Raw genomic sequence first — 24,342 nt, forward strand, 5'->3', positions numbered from 1 at the left:
ATTAGCCGTAGCATTTTTAATTTATCTCCGTGGGTGCTTTGAGATGTTGTTCAATCGGTGCCGTGATTTTGAGCAGGACGTCTTGATCGCTGAGGACTACTAAATGGTGGTGACTGAGTAGTTCTGGTGTCAAGGCGGCATGAACGGCGGTTGCGGTTACCCAGCAAGTGTCGGTATCATATGCCGGCGCGTGCAAAAGCTCATAACCATTGCTGGCATCGACATAAACTTGAAAACCGATGCCTAGCCGTGCTTGTAATCGTTTAGCGTAGCGTTGATATAAAGCGCGGTTGGCGTCTGCGTCTTTAGTGGGACCAACGATGCGCGCACCGAGTTGCAGGTTGGGAACGAGTCTCACTTGCATGCCGGTTCCTCCTTTGCTTAAGTCCTATCTAAGTCTATTTTAGCCTAAAATAGGGCCATTTGCAGGGAAGTTCCGTTCAGATTGAAAAATAAACCGGCCAAGACTGAGTCTCAAGCCGGTTTTTTTTTAGATTAAAGTTAATAAAACGAGTCCGGAAAGCCCAGTCAGTGCGGCATACCCGAGCGCTGGTAAAATCGTTTGTCGTAAGATGGCTCCTTCTTGGCCATTCAGTCCGACAACGGAGCTTACTGCAACGATATTGTGAACACAGATCATGTTCCCAGCTGCAGCCCCAATTAATTGCGCTGCGAGGACGACGGGTTCATTTAAGTGGGCATTCGCCGCGATGTCTGCTTGAATCTGTGCGAACGTTAAGGTGGAAACGGTCGTGCTACCAGTGACGAATGAACCGAGTTCGCCTAAGAATGGCGCAATGATGATCCAGATGCCCGCCAAGTATTTGGCGACAAATTTGGCGATGTACATTGGCATACTTGGCAGTTTAGCTGTATTTAGGCCTGAGTTGGTGAACACTTGGACCATGACCAGGGTCACGATCAAAGCCAGTGCGGTGCCACCCATTGAACTGACGACCTTTTTAGCTGTCGGAGCGAGTGGTCGTAAGGTCTTGACTTGGACGAGCAAGCCAATGATAGCCGCCAACGCTAAGATCGTTCCGGGTGAATAGAGTAACTCCCAGTCAGAATTAATTGATTGAAAGCCTAAAATGTGTGACCAAGATAGATTCAGTGTCGTGGTCAACGCCGTTTTAAGTGGCTGCCAGACGCGACTGGCGAGTAACAAGATGACGACTAACAAATATGGAAACCACGCTTTTAACAAGGACATCTGTGAGTTAACCGGTGCTGCTTGGGTCGATTCGGGTGCCACGGTTGCGACTTGCCATGGGGTCTCTCGGGTGCTTGCCGGTAAGAGCCAATGGTAACGGATGCTAACGATGGCAACAATCAAGGTACCAAGTGGTGCTAGGATTGCGATGAATTCATAACCAATGAGCCAAGCACTGATTAAGGCAATGCTACTGTAAACGAGCCCAATCACTAAAGCCCACGGGAGCACGGTTAGCCACTGTTTAAATCGGTCTTTTTTAGGGCCAAAGCCGAGAATCAAGATAAGGATCAAGACGGCCGGCATAAGTGCGCCGACAAATAAATCGAGTTGCGTTACACGGAGACCAATTTGATTTAAGAGACTCGTCTTTTCAGTCACGTTACTCAAGCCAACGGTTAGTGGTGTGCCGACAGCCCCAAATGCGGCCGGGGTGGAGTCGGCAACTAAGGCCATGATCACGGCAGCCATTGGTGAGAAGCCTAATGCAATCAAAAGTGGGGCGGTGACCATGGCAGGGGTCCCAAATCCTGAGACCCCTTCAATCAAGCCACCAAATAGAAAGGCGACTAGGACGGTTTGCAGGCGCATATCGGCAGATAAGGCCTTAAAGCCTTGGTTGATACGGTCGATGGCACCGGTTGCTCGTAAACTGTTTAGCATCAATAACGCGCCAAATAAAATCCAGAGAATCGGCAACGACTTATGCAATGCTTGCAGGACGGATGCTAACAGGACAGTCGGTGAAAGGTGCCAGAACAAGTAGCCAGTAATCATGACGACGATGGCTGAGAGGCTCATCCCGCGGGTGGCTGGTAGATTGAACACCCCGAGTAAGATCAACGGCAAAATAATGGCCGCAAGTGCAACGAAAATCATAAAACAGCCTCCTTAGTTTGAGCGCGATTGTGACGGATGACTAGGCTTGAAGTATTGCTGCCCGTAGATCGTGATAATTGAAAGTAATAATGAGATCAGTAACAGTGGCCAAGCCACAGCATGCAAATAGCTTAATTTTAAAACCGCGGTGCTGGGATTGAAAAATTGCATGAGACTCAAATGTTGCCAACCGCTGACTAGGACTAGTAAGCCAAATAAGCTTAATTGACAAAGTAACCCACCATAAGTTGAAAAACGGTATTTATTAATAATAGCTAGATCTGGGTCATTTTCATCGGCAGTGTAGACGCTCGTGTTAATCGCGGGGTTCTCGTAGCCAACGTACAACGCAATTAGGAGCAATCCAATGATATACAGTGCTGGAATGGTGGTCAGAGCCAATAGATGGCCTAAAATGAGTCCCCACTGGGCTAGTTTCTTTGCTTGTGCACTGACATGGTGACCGAGGCTTGCATATAATGGTTGGCCACCTTCAAAGCCAATCAGGTAGATGACAAAAATGAGATACATCCCATTTTTGCCTAAAACGAAGTAGCCGAAGAAACTGTTGAAGAGGAGCACAAAACTCACCAGAAAGCCACGATTGACGATGCGGAGCTTGTTGGCTGGCATGGCCTTCCAATCGGCAGCCAATTCAAGATTTAATAAAATGATAGCAAGAATGACGAGCCCTAAAACGTAAGGCAGGGCAATGGTCAAACTAATTTTTCGTAATAGCGTCAATAAACCAATCAATGCAAAGAAGACGATAAAGACTAATACTCGCCATAACTTGATTGGTTGTCGCTCAGAACTGGTTTGTTCATGATAAAAGGCCATTGAAAATTGGTTGAGCAGGCGCCCAGCTGGTAGCGCAATTAGGAAAAGCGCACCCAGGATGACGAATGCTAAGCGATAATGGAGGTCAAAAACAAAGTCAGCAACGAAGAGTAACCCTAGTACGCCAAAGATGAGCCAATAGAGGCGTTTTAATTTGAAATCGGTATGGCTGGTCAAATGTAGTTTAATCGTTAAGTAGTAAGGCCAAATGTTCGCTGAAGTGTAGCCAAGGCAGAGGGCACCGATGACGAGCCATGGTAGGCTACTGGTGACACTATAAATCGCGCTGCCAATCACACCCAGCCACAAACATAGTATCAAGTAAGTACTGGATTTTAAATTGAGCCGTTTGGTTGAAAAAATACTGGCAGCTCGCGCCACATAAAAAACAATAATAGCAATTAAGTAGGTTGTGCTGTGGGTCTGTTGGTACTTAAAAAGGATTAACACGTAGGGGAGGACGATCCCGATATTTGCTAAAAAATTTAAAGTCGCAATTGAAAAGTCCAAAGAAGTTTCTCGTAATTTCTGCAATAAATTCACACACCATTCTGTTAGTTTCCTATGGCTAAGTATAGCAATTTACCGGGGCAAAAGCTGTAAAAGTGACTAATTTACTAGGGATGGTTAGCGGACGGATGGCACCTTTAATGAAGAAAGCCTTTACTTAGAACATTTGTTCGGCTATGATTAATTGGCTCGTTACAAAGCTGGCAATGCCACTTCAAAGTATAATATTAGTAACATGTTACTTTAACTAAAACAAAACAACCACAAAAACCAGCCACCAGCTTACGGCTAATCACTCCAAGATTGCAGTCTTTTTTGAACTAATTGACGTAACTTTGACGGGAATTGTTGGCGCCTGACATCCTGACCTAAGAAGAGCAACCAGTCAATGAAGGCCGTTACAGCCGCGGTATCGTTCAAATCAAGATAAGTTTGAAAACGGGCACTTTGCTCGAATGGATCTAAAAATTGCAAATATTGGTCAGGCTGATGCAGTCGCTTGAACTGACTGATTGCATGGGGGCCTAATTGCAACGTAATTGTTGGTTTGGGAGTAGCTTGCTGGAGACGCCGTGCCATCGTTGCTGCATCTAGACGGGTCGGCATTGTTTTAACCGCTTTAATTTGCCTTAGCGGAATCGTTCTAAGCTGGTCGGTTGTGAGGCTGAAACAGACTAATGACCATTTTGCTTGTTGTTGTGCTAAATACTGAACATAAACTATCTCAATTGTGGCATCTACATAGGTAAGTTGTAAGTGACGGTTAATGAGCGCTGCATTGATCAAACGCTTCAGTTGGGGCACTGCTACGTCAGTCAATTCGAGAATATCAGTATTTAACGGATTCGTATTTTCAAAACGCAATAGCTTTTGCAGATCAATCAACGTGTCTTGCTGCGTTTGTGAGGCGATTGCCAGCAATTTTTCGGTCAGCGTTTGCCGGTTTTGCAAAAATGGCAGTTGCTGATTGGTCGTTGCCATAAAGCTGACAAATAGTGCCTTGAGTTCTTCCGTATTGAATTGAACGGCCGGTAAAAGTTGATTGCGCATAACGGTGAAACCACCGTCTGGGCCAACACTAGAAATTAATGGCATGCCCAATTCTTGGATGACGGCTAGATCACGGGCTGCAGTGCTACGAGAAATTTGAAATTCAACCATGAGATCACTAATAGTGAATTGCTGACGATTATTGATATAACGCATTTCAGTATTGATTCGAGTTGTTTTTGACATCATTAATTTCCTAACAGGTTCATTTTTTGAGATGATTAACTTGTATCATAGCATTATTCAATTCAAGGAGGAATCAATTGACAATGACTAATACAAAAATAATAAAGAAATTGGCTTTTACAGTACTTGGACTCGGCACAACTTTGAGTGGGGACTATCAACAACTACCAGCACAGAAAAAAGCTTTTTGGGAACAGGTGACGACTGATGGTCGTTTAGCAGCACTTAAGCAGCAAGCACAAAACAACTTGGAATTTGCTGTAAATGAAGCCATCGATGGGGCCATGCACTTCTATGCTGGTGTTCAAGCAGCCGCTGAAGTGTCAGTTGGGACTGATCAACGGGCAATTCATTTTCCAGCGAGTGAGTATTTGGTGGTCAGTGGACAAGCAAAGTCTGTCCCAGAACTATTCGCCAGTCTGGAAGGCTTAGCTTTTGGTCAAGCACTGCCTAGCTTGACTGATAAGGCTTACGTTGGTGGTCCCAATGCAACGGTGATTACGGCGAAACAAGCAGACGGAGTCACGGGTGAATTGTGGATTCCCGTGGTAACCAAGTAATATCGCATAGTTAACGAATAAACTGCACCGACAGTCGTCAACCCTAATGACGATTGTCGGTGCTTTTTTGAGGCAATTTGGCACTTTTTAGTTATGATAGAGGCGTAAAAGTTAAATAGTTGAACTTTTTGAATTTAATTGTTAACAATTAAATTGTCTAGTAGGGATAAATGATTTATAATAATAATGACAATTGAAGGAGGGCCCCAATTCACCATGCGTAAATTAGAAGACCACTTTTGCTTTTTAATGTATGTCACATCACGTGCAATCCAACGGGCCTATCAGCCAGAGTTAGCTGCACAAGGACTAACTTATCCGCAATATTTAGTGCTAGTTTTATTAGATGAACATCCTGATCTCACGGTAAAAGCCGTGGGTAATTGGCTCGATTTAAGTACCGGCACCGTGACCCCTTTACTCAAACGTATGGATGAGGAAGGCTTAATCACACGGCAACGCAGTCAAGCTGATGAACGACAAGTCAGTGTCAATTTAACCGTTGCTGGTCGCCACAAGCGTGCGGCGGTGAGCGAAGTGCCAGAATTATTGCTAGACCGTGGCAAGCTAAATGATGAAGAATGGCAAACACTCTCACATTTGACCCACAAATTAATGATGAATCTAAAAAATTAAGACTATCTTAACCCCTATGATGTTGCACATTGTAGGGGTTAATTGTTGTTCAGTAACGAGTGACTAAGGTACAGTAAAGACCGGTTTACCAGCTTAAAGACATGACATGCTGGCGAGTGGGTCTGTTAGAATCCCAGTATTTCAGGTTTTAGTGGTTTTCCGTCACGTTTCCGTCACAAAAAATTCACAAAAAAGTCATAATTTTTATTTATGATTGTCCTAATATTTGAACCATGAATGGAGTAATGTTGATATGATTTATGCTCAGATTTTAGCCGGTGGTAAAGGCACTCGTATGGGAAATGTTCCAATGCCCAAACAATTTTTATCCTTGGCTGATAAGCCGATTTTGATTCACACGATTGAAAAGTTTGTGTTAGAAAGTCGCTTTGATGCTATCTTAGTTGTTTGTCCAGCTGACTGGTTGAGTCATACCCAAGATCTCATCAAAAAGTATATCAGTGATGAACGTGTTCACGTGGTTACCGGTGGTTCTGAACGGAACGAAACACTCATGAATGGGATTCATTATATTCACGAAAATTATGGTGAACACGATGACGATGTCGTGGTGACTCACGATGCCGTACGCCCATTTATTACGCAACGCATTATTAACGACAACATTGAAGCTGTGTTGAAGAACCCAGCAGTTGATACGGTAGTTCCTGCCATTGATACGATCGTCCAAGGAACTGAAAACAAGATCGATGATATTCCTGTACGTTCAACGATGTATCAAGGTCAAACACCCCAAAGCTTCAACATTAAGACTTTGGTTAGTTCTTACGAAAGCTTATCAGATGCACAAAAAGAAACACTTTCAGACTCATGCAAGATTGTGCTTTTAGCTGGTCAACCGGTCAAGATGGTTCGTGGTGAAAACTATAACTTCAAAATTACCACCCCTTATGATCTCCGTGTAGCAACTGCTTTAGTGGAAACGAGGTCATAACATGTTAAATCAAGTTTATCGGCTCGTCGCTGCCCGGCAGTTCGAAGTACAAACAGTGGCTGAGACTGTGACTGACAATGATATTGTGGTTCGACCACGCTTCTTATCCGTTTGTCATGCTGATCAACGTTACTTTACCGGTAGTCGACCACAATCAGTATTGCGGAAAAAATTACCGATGGCGTTGATTCATGAAGGTGTCGGTGAAGTGGTCAATGATCCCAAGGGTGAATTTAAGCCCGGTACTTTAGTCACCTTAATTCCCAATACGCCATTTGGCACGGATCCAATCATTAAAGAAAATTATTTACCAACATCAAAATTCCGATCCAGTGGTTATGATGGCTTCATGCAGGAATACGTGGTCATGCATCGTGACCGCGTGATTGCATTGCCAGACGGCTTTGACATGCAAATGGCTGCCTTTATTGAAATGATTTCGGTCGGGGTGCACGGTTTGACCCAATTAGAAGCCGCCATGGATGCCGATAGCAACACGATTGGTATTTGGGGCGATGGTAACTTGGGCTACATCACCGCAACTTTAGTTAAGCAATTCTTCCCTGACAGCAAGCTGATTGTTTTTGGTCGCCATCAATCGAAACTGGACTATTTCTCATTCGCAGATAAAACCTATCTGGTTGATGATATTCCTGCCGACTTGCAGATCAGTCAAGCGGTAGAATGTACCGGTGGCCGCGGGAGCGAAATGGCCATTGCCCAAATCGTTGAACATATTCGTCCAATGGGAACGGCTATTTTGATGGGCGTTTCTGAAGACCCCGTTGGCATCGATACCCGTAACGTCTTAGCCAAGGGGATTACCTTGCGCGGGACCAGTCGGAGTGGTCGGGCTGACTTTGAACGGGCTTTAAAGATTTTGAGTGCTAGTCCAGTCACTCGTGAACGATTACAAAATTTAGTCGGCTTAACTCGTAAAGTTAGCACCATTCAAGATATCATTGATTTCTTCGAAGGGGATCTAACCAATTACTGGGGTAAGGCGGTGATGGAGTGGGACGTCTAAAAACGATTAAGCTAACGTTATTACACGTTAGCTTTAATCTTTTTTATCAGGCTTGTTATCATCTGGGTCGTCGGCAGCCGCAACAAATCACTTTTGCGAGTATGCGGAGTGCCAAACTGACGGACAACTTGCAAGCGCTGTACACTGAATTTGACCGCGCCAACACGTCAAACTTGAAGACACTTTGTTTTCATTATGATCACTCGTTTAAGAGTAAAATTGGCTTTTTATTGGCCTCATTACGGGCGCTGAATGCCATTGCCAAATCGCAGTTGTTCATCGTGGATGATTATTATTTTCCACTATATGCACTTAATAAGCATTCGAAAAATCAGGTTGTCCAACTTTGGCATGCGATTGGCACCTTGAAAAAGTTTGGTCTAAGCTTGCCACACGCTGATCAAAGTGTCATGAAGCCCCATACTAATTATGATTGGGTCTTCATTAACGCTGATGTTGATCGACCGGCTTATGCTAACGCCTTTGAAGTTGACCCTAGTCATATCTTAGCAACTGGTGAACCAATGATGGATCAGTTAATGCGTCAGCGACCAGAGCCACATGCCGGGGCAAAACGGCTCTTGTATTCGCCAACTTATCGGCAAGGGAGCAATGGCGAACAGCGGGTGATTGCTTATGTGAAGTCATTTGTGCAAGCGACACAACAATTGACCGATGATTGGGAAATCTATATCTCACTGCATCCGTATTTGCAATTACCGCAACTCGAGTTACCGGCCAATGTGCATATTTTTCAAGATGCCACGCGTGTCAAAACAATCATGTCGACCATTGACTTATTTGTGACTGATTATTCATCATTATCCTTGAATTTCAGTTATTTTGACCGGCCAATCTTATTATGGACACCTGATTATCAAGATTACCTGAAAACGAGTGGCTTTTACGTCGATTACTATCAGTATCTAGGCGCGCCATATTTCAAGTCGGTGTCTACGTTAATGACTTTTGTCAATCAACAATTGCCGACCTTAGATTTAGGGTATGTTCACACGTTAAAGGCCAAGACTTTTCCGCATCAAGACGGTCGTAATAGTGAACGTGTTTATAAGTTCTTAAAGCAAAAAATAGGCTAATTAATTTAGTAGTAGGGAGCGCTTTAATTTATGTTACAACGATTAAAACGGGTCGCACGTCGAATCCTGTATGGACAGCCACGGAATAACCCGGCTGACGCAACCGTTTTCGATGAAGAAACCGAATCATCGCTAAAATATTTGAATGAACCACGGCTTGACACTGAAGCGGAATCTTTAATTAAGCGTCAGGTCAATCATTTGGAATTTAATAGTTCTTATTTGGTGATTGATGGTCAGGCTTATTTTGAAAACTATCCAGAAAAAGATCCAGAACGAATTATCAAAAGTTTGATTTTAGTCAGTGACCAACAAGGTGAAATTGAAATTCCATTGGTCAACCAGGCTAGCCCAATCGCTAAATTCCCAGCTGCTGGTTATCGTGGGACAATTAATTTTTCAACGATTAGCGATGGCAAACCATTGATTCCTGGCACCTATGAAGTTAAGCTGCAACTGAAGCAATATCTAACCAAGGGTTGGTTGATTCGTCGGACAACCATTGGTCAAATTGCAAATGCCACCGGTGATTTAAATTATACAACGAAGATGACCAGTTACTCGGCGAAGAGTAACAAGTCCTATAGTTTGATTTTCCGTTATAATTTAGCAGCTCAAGCTTTAAATGTGACCTCTTATCAGTTGAGTCAAATTAATCCACTTGATAATGAATTTTCAAGTGATGAAGGCATGGATACTGCCGCAATGCGGGCCATCAAACGGCGGGCATTGAAGCTTTGGTATCACTGGTATTGCTTACAACCAATTCGTAAGAAACAGATTTCATTCGTTTCCGACAGTCGGGTCTCGATTTCCGGGAACTTTGAATTCATTTATCAAGAATTGAAACGGCGCAATACTGATTTCAAGATTTCATTCTATTTAAAGCCTAGCATTAAAGCCAAGAAGTCTTGGAAGGAAGTTCGGACTCTGGCTAAAGCGTTAGCAACCAGTCGTTATGTTATCTTGGATGATTTTTATCCGTTAGTTTATCCCCTACACATCCGTGAAAACGCCGACTTGATTCAAGTTTGGCATGCGGTGGGGGCGTTTAAGACGTTTGGCTATAGTCGACTTGGGATGCCAGGCGGCCCTAAGCTACAATCGCTTAATCATCGTAATTATACGAAAGCCCTCGTTTCATCGCATAATATTGCTGATAAATATGCGGAAGGTTTCGGTATCGGTGACGATAAGATTGCACCACTTGGGATTCCGCGGACCGATGTTTTCTTCGATGAACCGAAGAAAAAGGCGATTCGGGAACGGCTTGAAGAAGAGCTCCCATTCATTAAGGGTAAGAAGGTCATTTTGTTTGCCCCAACTTTCCGTGGTAACGGACAACAATCGGCTTACTATCCATTTGAAATGTTAAACTTCAAGGAAATTTACGAGGCACTGCATGAGGATTATGTCTTCCTATTGAAGATTCATCCGTTCGTTCAGAATAAACCAACCTTGCCTTATGAATATTCTGATTTCTATTATGACGTTTCAGATTATCGTGAAATTAATGATTTGCTATTAGTGGCTGATCAATTAATTACCGATTATTCGTCAGTTTGTTTCGAATATGCCTTGTTGAAAAGGCCAATGGTCTTCTTTGCACCAGATCTGGCTGACTACATGCAATCACGTAGTTTCTACTTTGACTACTTCGATTTCATTCCAGGAACGTTAGCTGAAAACACACATGACTTGATTGCTCAGTTGGAAAAGCCAACGTTAAATCAAGCCAAGATCGATGGTTTTGTCAATTTCTTCTTTGATGATCTTGACGGTCAAGCTTCTGCCCGCTTCGTCGATGCCTTAGAGAATCATTTTGGTGAAGACGATGTAGATGAAACTGAAGCCACTGATGGCCCATTAGTTGGCGAAGATGGTAAGGTCATCCCAACCTGGGGTAAAAAAGCACCTAAATAAGTTTAAAAATTAAAACCACTTTGACCGGGAGACCGACTTGGAGTGGTTTTTATCATAAGGAGATCAAACAATGTCAGCAACGACCATTCGTGAATTAACACTCGCTGATGTGGCTGAATTACAGGCCATCAGCGTCGAAACATTTAGTGATACTTTTGCCGCTCAAAATACTAAGGAAAATCTTGAGGCCTTTTTACAATCGGCTTACAACGTTCCTAAGCTCACCGCAGAATTACAACAACCTGACTCACATTTTTATTTTATCGAAAGGGATGGTAAAGTCCTTGGCTATCTTAAGCTAAATGTCGGCGCAGACCAATCTGAGAAGATGGGAACTGACAGTTTGGAAGTTGAGCGGATTTATATTCGTCCCGCGTACAAGCATCAAGGCTTAGGCAGTCAATTTATGACTTTTGCGATTGAACAAGCTAAAGCGGCACATAAAACACAGATTTGGTTGGGTGTTTGGGAACATAATGAACCAGCTAAAGCCGTTTATCACAAGTGGGGGTTTGAACGTTTCAGTCAACATGCCTTTGTAATGGGGACTGATCGTCAAACTGACTTTTTAATGAAGAAAAAGCTATAGTCTTAAAAAAGTGCGTAAGCGTTGAAAATCAACGTTTACGCACTTTTTTACCCATTTATCCGATTTCGAAGCCAATACCAACTCGTCCCCAGTCCTGCCAGTATTAAGCTTAAATTGAGTAATAGCCATAAGCCATTAATAATTGGGGAAGTGACGAACAGCCCAATCAAAACCAAGCCGTCTGCCAGGCAACTCCACACTAATAAACTTGTCTGGATTGGTTGCGCCCACCACGGCCAGACCATGTGTAAATTCGGTCGCCAGTAGCTCAGACCAAAAGGAGCCAATGGGGATAAGACACTAACACATAATGCAACCACACTGTTTTGGCTGACCAGTTGATTCCACGCATCTGGCCCCCAGAGGCCATAATGGACGGGCACAGCCACAAGCAGTGCCGGCTGCGTAAAGTACACGACTAGTGGTTGCACAATCATGAGTCCCACTAAAGTCAAGCGTAATTTCTTCACGATAACAATTCCTTCCATGCCACAAGTTTCACTCAGTATAAGTCATGATTTTGTTTGCTAATAGCACGCTGTCATAAAGTTATTGTGAATTTCAGGTAAACCTCCCAACCAGCTGTTTGTCAATCTTAACTTACAAACGATTTAATTTGTTTACTATGCTTTCAACCCCTATTTAGTAGGGTTTGCGGTAGTTCGTGGTTATAATATAGAACAGTTTCAATTAAATGATTTGTACGGACATAGGCTGTAGGGGGAGTATTATGATAATTTTAGGTCGCATCGCCATTACCATATCGAGTTTATTTTATGCTTATTTCTTATTGAATATTTTACTCATCAATCATTATCGAGAACCAACCCAAACTGTACATAAGGGACCACAACCATTTCGATTATATTTAGTCATTCCCGTTTTAAATGAGGCGGGAATTATCACGACCACCATTGACCGTTTATCTCGCGAACTTGCCAAATTGCCCCAGAGTATTGAACCACAAATTATTGCAGTTGATGATAATTCGAGTGATCATAGCCTAGCCAAATTAGCTGCCTCTAAATCACCATATTTACAAATTCTACACCGGGCTGGCAATGATCAGCAGGGTAAAGGTGCAGTGATAAATACAGCAATTCATTACTTGCAACACACCTTAGCGCGGCAGGCGTCACCACAAACGACGATCGTCGGCGTGTTAGATGCTGACGCATTTATGAACGCACATGATTTAACTGAAGTCGTCGCACATTTTGAGGCGGATACTAAAATGGCAATGCTACAAACGGGTGTCAGTATCAATAATCAAACAAATTGGCTGACCCGTATGCAGAACTTTGAATTCATGTGCGTCAATAGCTCTACTCAACAGTTACGTAATCAGCTAGGTCAAGGAATTGCCTCTGGAAACGGCCAGTTTGTACGGTTAGCACTTGCCAATAATAATGTTTGGGGTGATAGCCTGTTAGAGGACTTAGAGTATACGTTACGGACTTGGTTACTAGGCGGTCAGGTCCGCTTTACACATACGATTGTTGTCCAACAAGAAGCAGTTGTAAGCTTGCGACCATTTTTCCATCAGCGGGTTCGCTGGTGTCAAGGTGCGATTCAATGTATGCACTACCTGCCCGCACTTTGGCGATCACGATTCGTCAATAACTTTCAAAAATTTGATACGACTTTTTGGATTATCATGCCGCTGACTGGGTGTATTGTGCCGATCACTAGCTTAGTTGCACTCATTACACTCATTACCAACAGTTTTCAAAATTGGGCGAGCGGCTGGCATCATCTAGCCTTAGCAACGATCATAGTTATTGCTATCTTAAGCTGTGTCATCTTTACAAACTTATTTGAACGAAATACATTGGACGCTAAGCTGACTTTTAATTTTTGGGCGACGCTAAGGGACAGTTTCACTTTTCAAGCTTATTTATTAATCATTGGCCTTACCCCATACGCCGCCATCACTCGACAATTATTGGGACAAAAAGGATGGACTAAAACACGGCATGGCGCAACTCAGTTATATTCAGAATTAAAACGGTCATATTAAGGGGATGAAGCAATGTTTAAACGACGAGTCCTACAGATTGGCCAAACAATTACGCTCGTGATTGCGATTGTACTGATTGGGTGGCTGATGGTAGCGACAGCCGCAAATGGGAAAACTAGTGGCCGACTGCTTAACTTAAGCTTATTGTGGGCCAGCCTCATTTTTGTGGGGATTGTCTCAAGTATCATTTTTTTAACAACTTGGTTGCAGTCTAAAGGGGCGAGTTGGCTAGTTGCAGTCTTTGGTGGTTTAACGCTGTTAAAGATCCCATTACTTTTCATCTTGAAGATTAAGCCTACCTCAGATTTCTGGAATTATCATACTTTGGCAGCCTTTAGTGCTCAAGGACTCACTTGGAAGCAATTATTGATTGATGGGTCGATTGGCAATTATGTCATCTTTCCACATGCCATTAATATTGCGAACTTTTTCAGCTTTGGGGCGGCATTTTGGGGTGATGGGTTTGTCGTTAGTCAACTCATTAACATTGGTTGTACGCTGTTAGACCTATTTTTACTTTATTGGCTCGTTTCACGGTGGTTGACGCGAGCACTCGGTATTGCCGCAGCCTTGATTTTTTATTGGCTACCCGCGTATTGGCTGTACAGCAGTCTATTGAACGGGGCCGAACCTATTTTTCTGACTTGTATCCTAATTGCGATGTTAGCCTTGACCAACTTAGTGAAACCGTTGGAAACGGCTAGTCCTAGCGAGCGCTGGTTAAATTTAGGCTTGGCGATTGTTGCGAGTTTTGTCGCGAACATGGTCCGACCAATTATGTTGGTCTGGTTGATTGCACTCGGTCTCATTGTTTTAGGGGCTTGGCTACAGACTACTACGCGGCCAGAAAAGCGGGTTCTAAAGCAACTGTGGCTCTTTACTGGGGTGATGGCGTTGTTGATGATGACGTCACCAACCATTTATAGCTGGCTGTATGGGTTCAAAGTGGCTCCTAATCAAGTTAGCACTTCCTACAGTCTCGCCACCGGTACGAGTCCTAAGACAACCGGGGCTTATGATGACGCAATCATGGCAAAGGTCACTCACGAGTTAAAAATTCAACCAGTCACCGCTAAAGCTTTTCCAAAAATTACCACCCAAATGCAACAAGCGACACAACAGCATCTCAAAGCGCTCTCGAAAACAGGCCAATGGCGCCCTTTTTTAACTCAGAAAATGCAAAAATTCATGGCTGAGGATTATGGCTATAATTGGATCTTGTATAATCTTGATCCGGCGCAGTCACAGCAACCCGTGATGCAATGGTGGTTATGGAGTCGGGGGTTTTGGAATTGGCTCGCACTGATCTATTTTGAAGCTTTGCTGGGAACCGCGTTCATCAGCGGATTATTAGGTCTGTGGTTATTATTCTTTAAACAGGTGAATTACTTAAATCAGTACTTTTTATATGTAACACTGCTACTAGATGGTTTTACGATTAGTAGCATGTTAGTGGAAGTTCAAGGCCGCTATCATATTATCTTATACTTGCCATTGATTTTGTTAATTATTTGTGGTTGGGTAACACTTAAGTCACAACTGTTCAAGGTGACTCATGACCGCCAGACAAATTAGTGGCTAGTCTCAAAAATAAGGGTTGTAAATCGTTGCAGATTTATAACTCTTATTTTATAGTTTAATAGTAAAGACACTTTACATTTAATCGCAATCACGGTTCATCTTGTTCAACCTTTATTTCTACATAGCAGGAACCGTGCATAAGGGGGCAGCCAGTAATGGCTTTTTTGTTAAATGGACTTATTTTAATTTCTAGTATTTCCTATGGCTATTTTTTAGTCACTGTTTTTTTGGTAAATCACTATCGTGAACCAGTTAAAAAAATCGTGAAAGGGTCAAAACAATATCATTTATATTTGATTATTCCGGTATTGAATGAAGAAACAATCATTAAACAGACCTTGAAACAGTTAACTGCGCAGCTCGCAACGCTACCATCGACGATTGATGCAAAAATCATTGCAGTCGATGATCATTCTGAGGATGGCAGTTTGGCTGTACTGACACGCTTTAAGTCACCATATCTGAAAGTCTTGCATCGTAACGCTGGTCGTCACCAAGGCAAAGGGGCAGTCATCAACACTGCCGTAAGTTATTTACGTCGATATAAAAAATCAGTCGATTCGCATGAGACTGTTATTGGGGTGCTAGATGCTGACGCGCGGATTAGTCAGTCAGCACTCATTGAAGCAGTGGCTCGTTTTGAGACTGAACCAGAAATGGACATGCTCCAAACTGGGGTCAGCATTGATAATCAAACCAATTGGTTAACTAGAATGCAAAATTTTGATTTTATGGGTGTTAATAATGCGACCCAACAGTTACGTAACCGGCTTGGGCAAGGGATTGCTTCCGGAAATGGTCAATTCGTGCGGTTATCATTGGCATTGGAGAATCCGTGGGGCAATAGCTTGTTAGAAGATCTAGAATACACCATTCGGACATGGCTTTTAGGCCAAAAAGTTCAATTTACGCATCAAATTGTCGTTCAACAAGAAGGGGTAACGAGCGTTCGTGCTTTAATCAAGCAACGAGCACGTTGGTCTCAAGGCGCCCTACAGTGCTTAAAATATTTACCAGCATTGTGGCGAACAAAACACGTTAATTTATTTACCAAAGTTGACACCAGTATTTGGATGTTAATGCCAATCACTGGTTGTATCGTACCAGTCACCGGTTTAGTGACCCTTATTGTCTTTATTGAACGTAGTTGGCGCGGTTGGGTCGTTGGGGGACATTTTTTAGTACTCCAAACAATTTTTGCAATTATTTTATTAACTTGTGTCGTCCTGACCCTTGTCTTTCAACGGAACAGCCAAGATGCACAACAACCACAATCATGGTGGCGTTCACTATGGCTTAGTCTTAATTTTCAATTATATTTGTTCATCATCGCTTTGACACCTTATGTTGCCGTCTATCGCCAACTATTCGGGCGGACGGCTTGGGTCAAGACTCAACACGGTGTGCAACCTGAGTTTGCCAAACAAGGGGGACGTACACGTGTTTAAGTGGGGAATAGTGAAATTTGGTCAAGGAATTACTTTAGTTGTCGCAGCATTTTTATTACTGTGGATGTTAGTCGCGGTAGGTCAACTACCGTCATCATATCCATACCCGTGGTGGCAATTTGTCTTGGGTCTTTTACTGTTAATAATCATTGTTGGGTTGATCATTTTAGCCAGTCGATTTTTGGCACACCGTCGGACAATCTGGTTACATGGCACATTTTTAGGCCTTACCTTACTGAAATGGCCATTAATTTGGTTGATACGGATTGTCCCAACTTCTGATTTTTGGAATTATCATGCTTTAGGTAGTTTTAGTGCGCAGGGGGTTAGTTGGCAAGCCATGGCCCAGCGAGGCGATTTAGGGGCCTATCTGTTATTCCCACACGCCATTAACATTGCTAATTTTTGGGGCTTGGGGATGTCATTCTTTGGCACCAATTTTGTAGTGAGCCAAATCATTAATGTCTTGATGACCTGGTTAGACATGTGGTTGCTAGTAATGATCGTCAGTCGCTGGTTACCGCGTTGGGTTGCAATTAGCAGCGCACTAATCTTCGCCGCCATTCCAGCCTATTGGTTATATAGCACTTTACTAAACGGTGCTGAACCGTTATTTTTAACCGCTGTTTTGGTTTCAATATCGGCATTTTTCAAAGCGATTAAGCCTAGTGACACAATGACTAAAGCTGACGTGTGGTTCCAACTTGGCATTGCCTGGGTTGGACTCGTGGTTGCTGATATGATTCGACCAATTATGTCAGTTTTGATAATTGCGTTAATTATTTTGGGTATTGAATTAGCTTTACAACCGGTGCAGTCAATCATTGTTAAACAGACCAAGTTTTGGGAGTTTATTGTGGTCGGAGTCGTTTTGATCACGGCAGTTCCGATGACATACAACTGGCTTTATGGCGTTAACTTTGCACCCAATGCAGTGACCGTCGCGTATGGGACTGCCACTGGGACTGATTTCAAAACCAATGGTGCCTATAATGATAAACGATTATCAAGTGTGTCCAAAACTCTAGAAAAAGCCTCTAACGAGACAGTTGCTTACAAAAAATTACAAACAGAACTGCACCAACAAACACAACAAAACGTCCAGTCACTGACTCAAAAACAAGCTTGGCCGGCATTTTTCTATCTGAAAATGCGAAATCTAATGGCTGAGGATTACGGTTATGATTGGGTTCTGTATAATTTGCAGCATAATCAGCCGATTAATCGATGGTTTTATCAAATTGGTGGCGTGCTAACTGTTCTTTCGACTGGGTATTTGCTTGGATTATTGGCTTGCGCATTAGTTAGTGTTGTATTGGGACTAGTGATGCTGACCAAAAACAGTCGCTTAAATAATTATTTTAGTTATAGTGCATTATTATTTGATGGTTTCGCACTCAGCTCGCTCTTGTTTGAGGTACAGGGGCGCTACCACGTTATTCTATATTTGCCGTTAATACTGCTGATTGCCTGTGGTCTAGCTGCAAAATCAGGTAAGTCTCAGCAAAAAAAATGATCAATTAGTCCGTCATTTTTTCGAATCATTGATTTGTAGTAAATTTTTGATAGACTTGTCTTGGGACATATTTCTCACTTGCCTTTGCTTTTATGCTGGTCTTACAGGAAGGTGCATTTGAGGATGTGTCCTTTTAGTTTACACAAAAAATTGGTGTAGACGGAAAATCCATTAATGCCAAATGCTATAAACCACTTTTTCAAAAAGAACTGAGCTGATCATCGCACAAACTGCGGTCATTATCTTCACCAAATCTTAGCTACAAAGATAAAAAAAGAGAGCAGGGCAGGTTAACGACAATATGTGGGTAGGAACAAGACACTAAGTCGTCAATTTTATGGCTGAATCAAAGTTTGCAAATTAAAAAGTCTGAAGTACCGTTGTGATGGGAAGCTATGGTTTTGCTCTTTCATACCGATATAGTATAGTCACATTTGAGGTGAGAAACAAAATGGCATACGTTGCTGAGAACTGCAAGCTTGCAAAAGTTTTAAATGATTCCCGGTTACTCGTTAAAAATTTTTGCCGTGACCGGGCTAAACCCATCAAACCAGGCTTGATGAGTTTGACGCTGCAACCACCTTACAGCAAATTCCATCTGATCTGCCGCCTCGTTGTCATCGACTACATAATAATTTAGAGGGTAAATTTGCAGTTAATGTCAGCAAAAACTTTCACATCATTTTTGAAGGTTATAATAAAAATAATCAGCTTTCTGTTGAAAAGTCAGAAATCGTGACCGTTCAGATTATACAGATTGAAGACTATCACTAAGGAGTTGACTTTTATGTTACATTGCGACAATAAAATTCGGCAGTATCATACCAGCTCAGCTGCTGACCTCATTAAGGAAACTATGGAATTTTACCAGATCACCCAAGATTGATTTAGCTGACCGATTAGGGGTTAGTCAAAAAAATATATCTGATATTCTCAAACGTAAACGATTTATTAATGAGATACTAGCTTTGAGAATTGAAACTGTGATGGGGATTTCTAGTCAGTTATTGTTAAGCCTAGACGCAAATTTCAAGTTGCATCTTGCCAAAGAAGCTGCTGCGAATGCTGTACCACAAAATAAATCAGATAAATTTCTCAAACGACATGATTGGGTAACAGCCTGATTCTCATCGGTTTTTGTTGCTTATTCAAAAGCAAGAACATATTCTTTTACAAACTGTATCACTACCTGTATCACTACTTTTCTTGTGGCGACACAGTTTTTTTCACAGCAAATTATGTTGCTAACTTTGTCTGATTCTGTTTGTGTCACTAGATTCAGCAGAAAACAAATAATTACTCGAAAAAGACTGCTGCCAATTGCTCCGATAGATAGAAAAATCACCATAACATCTGACATCTGTTGAATTAAAAGTGATTGGATCAGTATTTGACCGAACGGTATAGCTAAGCTCATACTGATTACTGAGCTTCACATATGAACATATGCAGATTACAGACTAGATTTATAGTTATCATTTACAATTAATAATTCTGAGTCTAGTTTGCAATCTGAGTGGTTTTTCGACACAAAATTCTTATCTCATTTTAGATTCATTTTTAGTGATTAATCTCAGTGATTGCGACGCTGATGATAAATTTTATAAGCGAAAAGTAAAAACTGTAGCGTAAACTGCAATCAATCAGAAATTGTTGTTATAGCACAATTAAACATCATAAATTCAGCGGGGGGCTTTTTGAGATATTCTAGTTTACATAATATATATTATACGAAGTAGAAGCTGAGAGAAAAATCCTCCCCCACGACCTAAATTAGACCCCCTGACGTCATTTTCTGTTGTTGTTACGTTTTTGGAATTTTATTTTGTCTCTTTTCATTGTCGCATAATTTTAACTCACAAATTCTTTTAGCAAATTTCGATGTCACTTTATCAGTTAATTAAAAATTCAGATCTATATATTTCAACATAACTCGATATTTGATAGCTGGTTTGATTTACTATTATTTTACATTTGTTGCTATTTTTAATCTTAATTCTATTGTCATTAGACTATCACTTGTGTTGCTATTATCTGAACTGATTCTTAGAATGCGTCTCACAGCACCTTTCTAATGGCTTGTTTTTGGGTATAAATTGTGTTTTAGTTATAGTAACAGATTATAATCAGAAAAGATGTGACCACTGCTATGGCAGCAAATTTTCCCTATGAAAAAAGCTTTTTGCAGCAACTTCAGGCTGATAACAAGCAAGCACAAACGATTACCCAATATCAGCTCACCTTAACGGATTTCTTTACCTATGAACAACATTTTAATCCAACTTATCATGCTAGCGGTTTATTAGCTGACATTAGTGAAAATGATATTAAAGCATATCTCGACATGCTTAGAACGCAGCGCCAATTCAAGACTAGTACTTTAAATAAGAGCTTATCAAATTTAAATGGTTACTTTAGTTTCTTGTTTGCACACCGGACCATTACCAGTTTACCAACATTTACCATTAAAGGTCAGCCGATACCTAGTGAGCAGCCGGTTGATGACTGGCCGGTTCAACTCCCAACATTGTTAGCAAATGAAGATCTACATGTTTACACACGAGCTTTTTTACTATTTACTTGCAAAAGCTTTACTGCTAATGAAATGCTGGCACCGAATTTTTATCAGCAACTTAAGCATCTCACTTTCAGCGCTTACGAACAAGTGTTCTTAGAAAAATTTAAAACATTTTTGCAGCCACTCCAAGCAGACTTAAATACTCAGGATTTATTCTTGAAACAACGCAAGCGCGGTGTCGATCCACACCTTAGCTTAGCCGCACTACACAAGTATTTAGGCGGTGACAGTCAACGAGCTGGCTTACCATTAAAGCCCGTCCTACTACGCCAAAGCTTCGTACTATGGGTCTTACGTGAAAATCGAACAACCCCGTTGACTGAGCTTATGACAAGGTTACGTCTAGATATTGCGAGTTTAGGGTATTACCAAAATTTATTGCGTAAACAAGATCTGCGTCGATTAAAGGCTAGTCAAACTTGACGCATTATTGCAGTTTCTTTACATTAATTTACACACAGGTCACAAGCGTTACAACCCATTTGCAAGTTAGTTAAGCTCCCTATAATTCCTGTACATCGCATGTAAATGCCGTTAAACTAGGTTTATCAAGTTTGAGAGGATGATCTAGATGACATTTTACCGCTGGCTAGAAGCATTTATTGACCAACACGGTCCATATAATTCAGCCGCCTGCTATGCACACGCCGACTTTGATTTTCCCATGACGAGCAACATCACTGAATTATCCGACTATATTACTTACTTAAATACACGTGATTCCGTAAAAAAATCTTTCTATTCGGCATTGGATGCTTATCAAGCTGCTTAAAATAAATCAGGCTCCGCAACTAGTTCAAAAACTGGTTGTGGAGCCTTTTGTCATCCAATATATTAGAAGAGATACATGTAGAGATGTGTTCTATACTTCAAGGACGAAATATAGACTAGTCAGCCGCTTCGTGAGCCTTACCTTTCTCTTCAAGTACTTGTGTCACATTTATAGTAGGTAAAATAAGCGCTGGAAACTGATTTGATGCATTGGTAATATTTGATACTAGGGACCTTACATAAGGATAAAGAATCGCAACAGCATTTTTTTTGATTAAAGTATCAACACCAACTTGATTATGATCTTCATTCTCATGATAGGCAAATTCTCCACTAATACTTGCTGTTACCATAAAAGGCGTTTGCTTGTCCGCCTGCGACCCGACTTGCACATTAACTGTCACTATAATGCTGTCTTGTTCCAGCGTATTCTTAATATTAATTTCTGGATCTAGATTAATATTCTGGCGTGTTCCTTGATATAAGTCATTCTTTTTATAACTTAACTCATTAACTGAATAACTTTTAAATTCTAAAACTGCCATTATACGACACCTCCAACAAATTCTTGAGCTTTAAAAATTGTGGCTTTTGCCCCATCACTAATTGTATAGAAATATTTAGCCGTGTCACTATATTTCGTTTCAGTCAAAACCCTAGTTAATTTATCACTAGTACTCGCAGATGAATCATATGAGGTTAAGAAACCTTGTCGTTCATAGTCTTGTTGTGCTTTTCTAAAAGAGACTTCTTGTGAAAGTGTTTGAATTCGTTTATTAGTCTCAATCTGTGATACTTTAGCATAACTAATACCTAAACGCTCGGCGAAAACGCGTTGACTTAAATGCAAATTTTCTCGTAATTTTCTTATTTCAGCTGGTTGCATGAACCCTTTTCGACTTCTGTAAACATTAAAGGCCCTTCTAAAATTCTCATTTGGATCATTAAAATCCAACCAAAGTTCTCCTTGAGAATCTTTCCAATAATGGTTATGGACTATCAAGTTGGGTATATCTTTAACTTGCATAAGCTCATATTTCCATACTTCTGAATATTCGTCAGTAGTATTTAATTCCTCATTATAAAAAGTTTTTTTTGTCATAATTAGGTTCCTCCCAGAATGCAAAATCAAAATATCCAGTTATTTAAAGGGATAATTTAACGGGTATTCAGCAGGATGTGTTGAAATCCAAAATATTATATTGCCACTTTTAATTTGAAACTTTAGATAGCATTCAGTATTTTCTATGTTCAACCCAAATAGCCAAATGTCCCCTGGAATTATGGGATGATGGTTGTCTGACATTGGCCCTTCAACATAATTGCGCCATGTGATTTTTTGATAAATTTCATCTAAAATCTCATCTAAATCAAGACCTAACGTTACTACAGCCGAATAATTCTTTGCACGATGACTAACTTGCCAATTATTTCTGTTTGATTTTATCAAAGCAACAATCGCTTGGGCTTCTTCCTCTTGAGACATCCAAAACCAACTCACAATCGACTTATTTCATTTACAACAAGTTTATCACAATAAGTTTCCCACGGGAAACTTATTGTTGTTTAAAAAGTGGTTAAACGTCATAAAGCTACTAAACTAATAACGCAAGTTCAGCTGATTTTTCTATGACATTTTGCAATAGCAATATATGAAAGAATGTTTGTTAAACATTACTGATCAAAGAATTAAGCTACCACATTCTATATTCGATTCTCAATGAACTGAGCTGTCACTGCTACGAGTGAACGCTGCGAGTGTCCGTAGCAATACATTTCAATATTTAGCATTATTTTACAAAGGTCCAGGCAAATTACGTCACAGATGACGATTTGCCTGGACCTTTGACCTACTGCCAATGTTCTTTAATAAAACGACTCCTGCCACCTAGTTCCTCAATCTGATAACGAAGCGGGTTACGCCGATAAAAATCCTGATGTTCCGGCTCTGCCGGATAAAATGGCTGAACTGGTTCAATCTTAGTCACAATCGGCGCATCGAAACGCTCACTGGCCGCCAACTTGGCCTTCGAAGTCATCGCGATTTGCCGCTCATTTTCGTTACCAACAAAGATAACCGGTCGATAGCTGTCCCCACGATCTTGAAACTGCCCCATAGCATCAGTCGGATCCGTTTGCTGCCAATAAATTGCCACTAATTCGGCGTAACTGATCACAGCTGGATCATACGTAATTTGAACAGCTTCTGTATGGCCAGTTGTGTGACTCGCTACTTGTGCGTACGTTGGATTTGGTACCGACCCACCAGTGTAACCAGAAACGACTTTCTCAATCCCGGGTAAGTGATCAAAAGGTTTGACCATGCACCAAAAACAGCCGCCAGCAAAAATTGCTGTTGCCATTCAATCATCCCCCTTATTTAAACAGTGCCATATACTGACCATAACCAGCTGCGGTTAAATTAGACACTGGAATAAACTTTAATGCCGCCGAGTTAATACAATACCGTAAACCGCCTTGATCACGTGGTCCATCAGGAAAAACATGACCTAAATGTGACTTGGCTTCTGGACTCAAAACTTCTGTCCGCCGCATGCCGAAACTATGATCCGTTTTTTCAGTCAAGGTTGTTTGATCGATTGGTCGGGTGAAAGACGGCCAACCACAACCAGCGTCATATTTATCCAGTGAACTGAATAGTGGCTCACCACTCACTACGTCCACATAGAGTCCCGCCTGATAAAAATCATCATATTCTCCGGTAAATGGCCGTTCAGTTGCCGCTTCTTGGGTGACTGCATACTGTTCAGCGGTTAGTTTGTGTTTCAGTTCTGACTGATCCATAGTCAAATCATCCTCTCAATATATAAGTTGTGTACAATTAATATCATACACAACTTTAATTCAGACGCAACTATTTTGCTTACAAAAAACTATCTGAGGGTGTCGCTTCGCTCGGCCCTCGTAATCATGATATGAAACGACCGCCTTTCCAGTTATAC

At 41.5% G+C, this 24,342-nt stretch carries 23 protein-coding genes and 1 pseudogene; 14 read left to right on the forward strand and 10 right to left on the reverse strand.

The window, feature by feature from the left end:
* Positions 1-16: 16 nt before the first annotated feature.
* From FFM70_RS03095 to FFM70_RS03110, 4 genes are all read right to left on the reverse strand, one after another.
* Positions 17-364 carry a hypothetical protein gene (locus tag FFM70_RS03095; protein ID WP_137615378.1) on the reverse strand — a complete coding sequence of 116 codons (348 nt, stop codon included), beginning with the start codon at positions 362-364 and terminating at the stop codon, positions 17-19.
* A 126-nt stretch (positions 365-490) separates the two neighbouring features.
* The gene (locus tag FFM70_RS03100; RefSeq protein WP_137615379.1) at positions 491-2,092 is read right to left on the reverse strand and encodes an L-lactate permease; all 1,602 of its coding nucleotides are present in this window, start codon (positions 2,090-2,092) and stop codon (positions 491-493) included.
* Positions 2,093-2,104: 12 nt separating this feature from the next.
* The gene (locus tag FFM70_RS03105; RefSeq protein WP_137615380.1) at positions 2,105-3,466 is read right to left on the reverse strand and encodes a hypothetical protein; all 1,362 of its coding nucleotides are present in this window, start codon (positions 3,464-3,466) and stop codon (positions 2,105-2,107) included.
* A 264-nt stretch (positions 3,467-3,730) separates the two neighbouring features.
* Complete coding sequence (locus FFM70_RS03110) at positions 3,731-4,678, reverse strand: helix-turn-helix transcriptional regulator (RefSeq protein WP_171002282.1); 948 nt, start codon at positions 4,676-4,678, stop codon at positions 3,731-3,733.
* 83 nt (positions 4,679-4,761) lie between these two features.
* Between FFM70_RS03110 and FFM70_RS03115 the strand changes: the two genes are divergently transcribed.
* From FFM70_RS03115 to FFM70_RS03145, 7 genes are all read left to right on the forward strand, one after another.
* Entirely contained in the window at positions 4,762-5,238 is a 477-nt protein-coding gene (locus tag FFM70_RS03115) for a GyrI-like domain-containing protein (RefSeq protein ID WP_137615382.1), read from the forward strand.
* Positions 5,239-5,454: 216 nt separating this feature from the next.
* Positions 5,455-5,874, forward strand: coding sequence for a MarR family winged helix-turn-helix transcriptional regulator (locus FFM70_RS03120; protein WP_223877426.1), 420 nt, complete (start codon positions 5,455-5,457; stop codon positions 5,872-5,874).
* A 253-nt stretch (positions 5,875-6,127) separates the two neighbouring features.
* Positions 6,128-6,829 carry an IspD/TarI family cytidylyltransferase gene (locus FFM70_RS03125; RefSeq protein WP_137615384.1) on the forward strand — a complete coding sequence of 234 codons (702 nt, stop codon included), beginning with the start codon at positions 6,128-6,130 and terminating at the stop codon, positions 6,827-6,829.
* A 1-nt stretch (position 6,830) separates the two neighbouring features.
* The gene (locus FFM70_RS03130) at positions 6,831-7,856 is read left to right on the forward strand and encodes a ribitol-5-phosphate dehydrogenase (protein ID WP_137615385.1); all 1,026 of its coding nucleotides are present in this window, start codon (positions 6,831-6,833) and stop codon (positions 7,854-7,856) included.
* On the forward strand, positions 7,844-8,953 hold the full coding sequence (locus FFM70_RS03135; protein ID WP_137615386.1) for a CDP-glycerol glycerophosphotransferase family protein: 1,110 nt from the start codon (positions 7,844-7,846) through the stop codon (positions 8,951-8,953). Before FFM70_RS03130 ends, FFM70_RS03135 begins: the two co-directional genes overlap by 13 nt.
* 30 nt (positions 8,954-8,983) lie before the next feature.
* Positions 8,984-10,876 carry a CDP-glycerol glycerophosphotransferase family protein gene (locus FFM70_RS03140; protein ID WP_137615387.1) on the forward strand — a complete coding sequence of 631 codons (1,893 nt, stop codon included), beginning with the start codon at positions 8,984-8,986 and terminating at the stop codon, positions 10,874-10,876.
* Positions 10,877-10,946: 70 nt separating this feature from the next.
* The gene (locus FFM70_RS03145; protein WP_137615388.1) at positions 10,947-11,465 is read left to right on the forward strand and encodes a GNAT family N-acetyltransferase; all 519 of its coding nucleotides are present in this window, start codon (positions 10,947-10,949) and stop codon (positions 11,463-11,465) included.
* A 47-nt stretch (positions 11,466-11,512) separates the two neighbouring features.
* Here FFM70_RS03145 and FFM70_RS03150 read toward each other — a convergent pair whose 3' ends face one another.
* On the reverse strand, positions 11,513-11,935 hold the full coding sequence (locus FFM70_RS03150) for a hypothetical protein (RefSeq protein WP_137615389.1): 423 nt from the start codon (positions 11,933-11,935) through the stop codon (positions 11,513-11,515).
* Positions 11,936-12,195: 260 nt separating this feature from the next.
* Here FFM70_RS03150 and FFM70_RS03155 point away from each other — a divergent pair, with 260 nt between their 5' ends.
* The 7 genes and pseudogenes from FFM70_RS03155 to FFM70_RS03190 all read left to right on the forward strand — a co-directional run bounded on the left by FFM70_RS03155 (position 12,196) and on the right by FFM70_RS03190 (position 21,380).
* Positions 12,196-13,485, forward strand: a complete 1,290-nt coding sequence (locus tag FFM70_RS03155; protein ID WP_137615390.1) for a glycosyltransferase family 2 protein — start codon at positions 12,196-12,198, stop codon at positions 13,483-13,485.
* Between the two features lie 12 nt (positions 13,486-13,497).
* Positions 13,498-15,060 carry a hypothetical protein gene (locus FFM70_RS03160; protein ID WP_137615391.1) on the forward strand — a complete coding sequence of 521 codons (1,563 nt, stop codon included), beginning with the start codon at positions 13,498-13,500 and terminating at the stop codon, positions 15,058-15,060.
* Positions 15,061-15,221: 161 nt separating this feature from the next.
* Positions 15,222-16,514 carry a glycosyltransferase family 2 protein gene (locus tag FFM70_RS03165; protein ID WP_137615392.1) on the forward strand — a complete coding sequence of 431 codons (1,293 nt, stop codon included), beginning with the start codon at positions 15,222-15,224 and terminating at the stop codon, positions 16,512-16,514.
* A complete protein-coding gene (locus FFM70_RS03170; protein WP_137615393.1) occupies positions 16,507-18,030 on the forward strand; it encodes a hypothetical protein in 1,524 nt (507 codons plus the stop codon). Before FFM70_RS03165 ends, FFM70_RS03170 begins: the two co-directional genes overlap by 8 nt.
* A 787-nt stretch (positions 18,031-18,817) precedes the next feature.
* Positions 18,818-19,154, forward strand: a pseudogene (locus FFM70_RS03180) (helix-turn-helix transcriptional regulator).
* Between the two features lie 1,025 nt (positions 19,155-20,179).
* Positions 20,180-21,031: a site-specific integrase gene (locus FFM70_RS03185; protein ID WP_137615394.1), complete on the forward strand. Its 852-nt coding sequence runs from the start codon at positions 20,180-20,182 to the stop codon at positions 21,029-21,031.
* A 148-nt stretch (positions 21,032-21,179) separates the two neighbouring features.
* Entirely contained in the window at positions 21,180-21,380 is a 201-nt protein-coding gene (locus tag FFM70_RS03190; protein ID WP_137615395.1) for a YozE family protein, read from the forward strand.
* A 115-nt stretch (positions 21,381-21,495) separates the two neighbouring features.
* On the opposite strand, the gene FFM70_RS03195 is transcribed toward FFM70_RS03190, so the two are convergent.
* From FFM70_RS03195 to msrB, 5 genes are all read right to left on the reverse strand, one after another.
* Positions 21,496-21,924, reverse strand: coding sequence for a protein-export chaperone SecB (locus FFM70_RS03195; protein ID WP_137615396.1), 429 nt, complete (start codon positions 21,922-21,924; stop codon positions 21,496-21,498).
* Positions 21,924-22,481: a helix-turn-helix domain-containing protein gene (locus FFM70_RS03200; protein ID WP_137615397.1), complete on the reverse strand. Its 558-nt coding sequence runs from the start codon at positions 22,479-22,481 to the stop codon at positions 21,924-21,926. Before FFM70_RS03200 ends, FFM70_RS03195 begins: the two co-directional genes overlap by 1 nt.
* A gap of 39 nt (positions 22,482-22,520) precedes the next feature.
* A complete protein-coding gene (locus FFM70_RS03205) occupies positions 22,521-22,865 on the reverse strand; it encodes a hypothetical protein (RefSeq protein WP_137615398.1) in 345 nt (114 codons plus the stop codon).
* A gap of 364 nt (positions 22,866-23,229) precedes the next feature.
* Positions 23,230-23,742: a peptide-methionine (S)-S-oxide reductase MsrA gene (msrA, locus tag FFM70_RS03210; RefSeq protein WP_137615399.1), complete on the reverse strand. Its 513-nt coding sequence runs from the start codon at positions 23,740-23,742 to the stop codon at positions 23,230-23,232.
* Between the two features lie 13 nt (positions 23,743-23,755).
* A complete protein-coding gene (gene msrB, locus FFM70_RS03215; RefSeq protein ID WP_137615400.1) occupies positions 23,756-24,184 on the reverse strand; it encodes a peptide-methionine (R)-S-oxide reductase MsrB in 429 nt (142 codons plus the stop codon).
* Positions 24,185-24,342 lie beyond the last annotated feature (158 nt).

The organism is Lactiplantibacillus nangangensis (assembly GCF_005405065.1).
In the GTDB taxonomy this organism is placed as follows: Bacteria; Bacillota; Bacilli; order Lactobacillales; family Lactobacillaceae; genus Lactiplantibacillus; species Lactiplantibacillus nangangensis.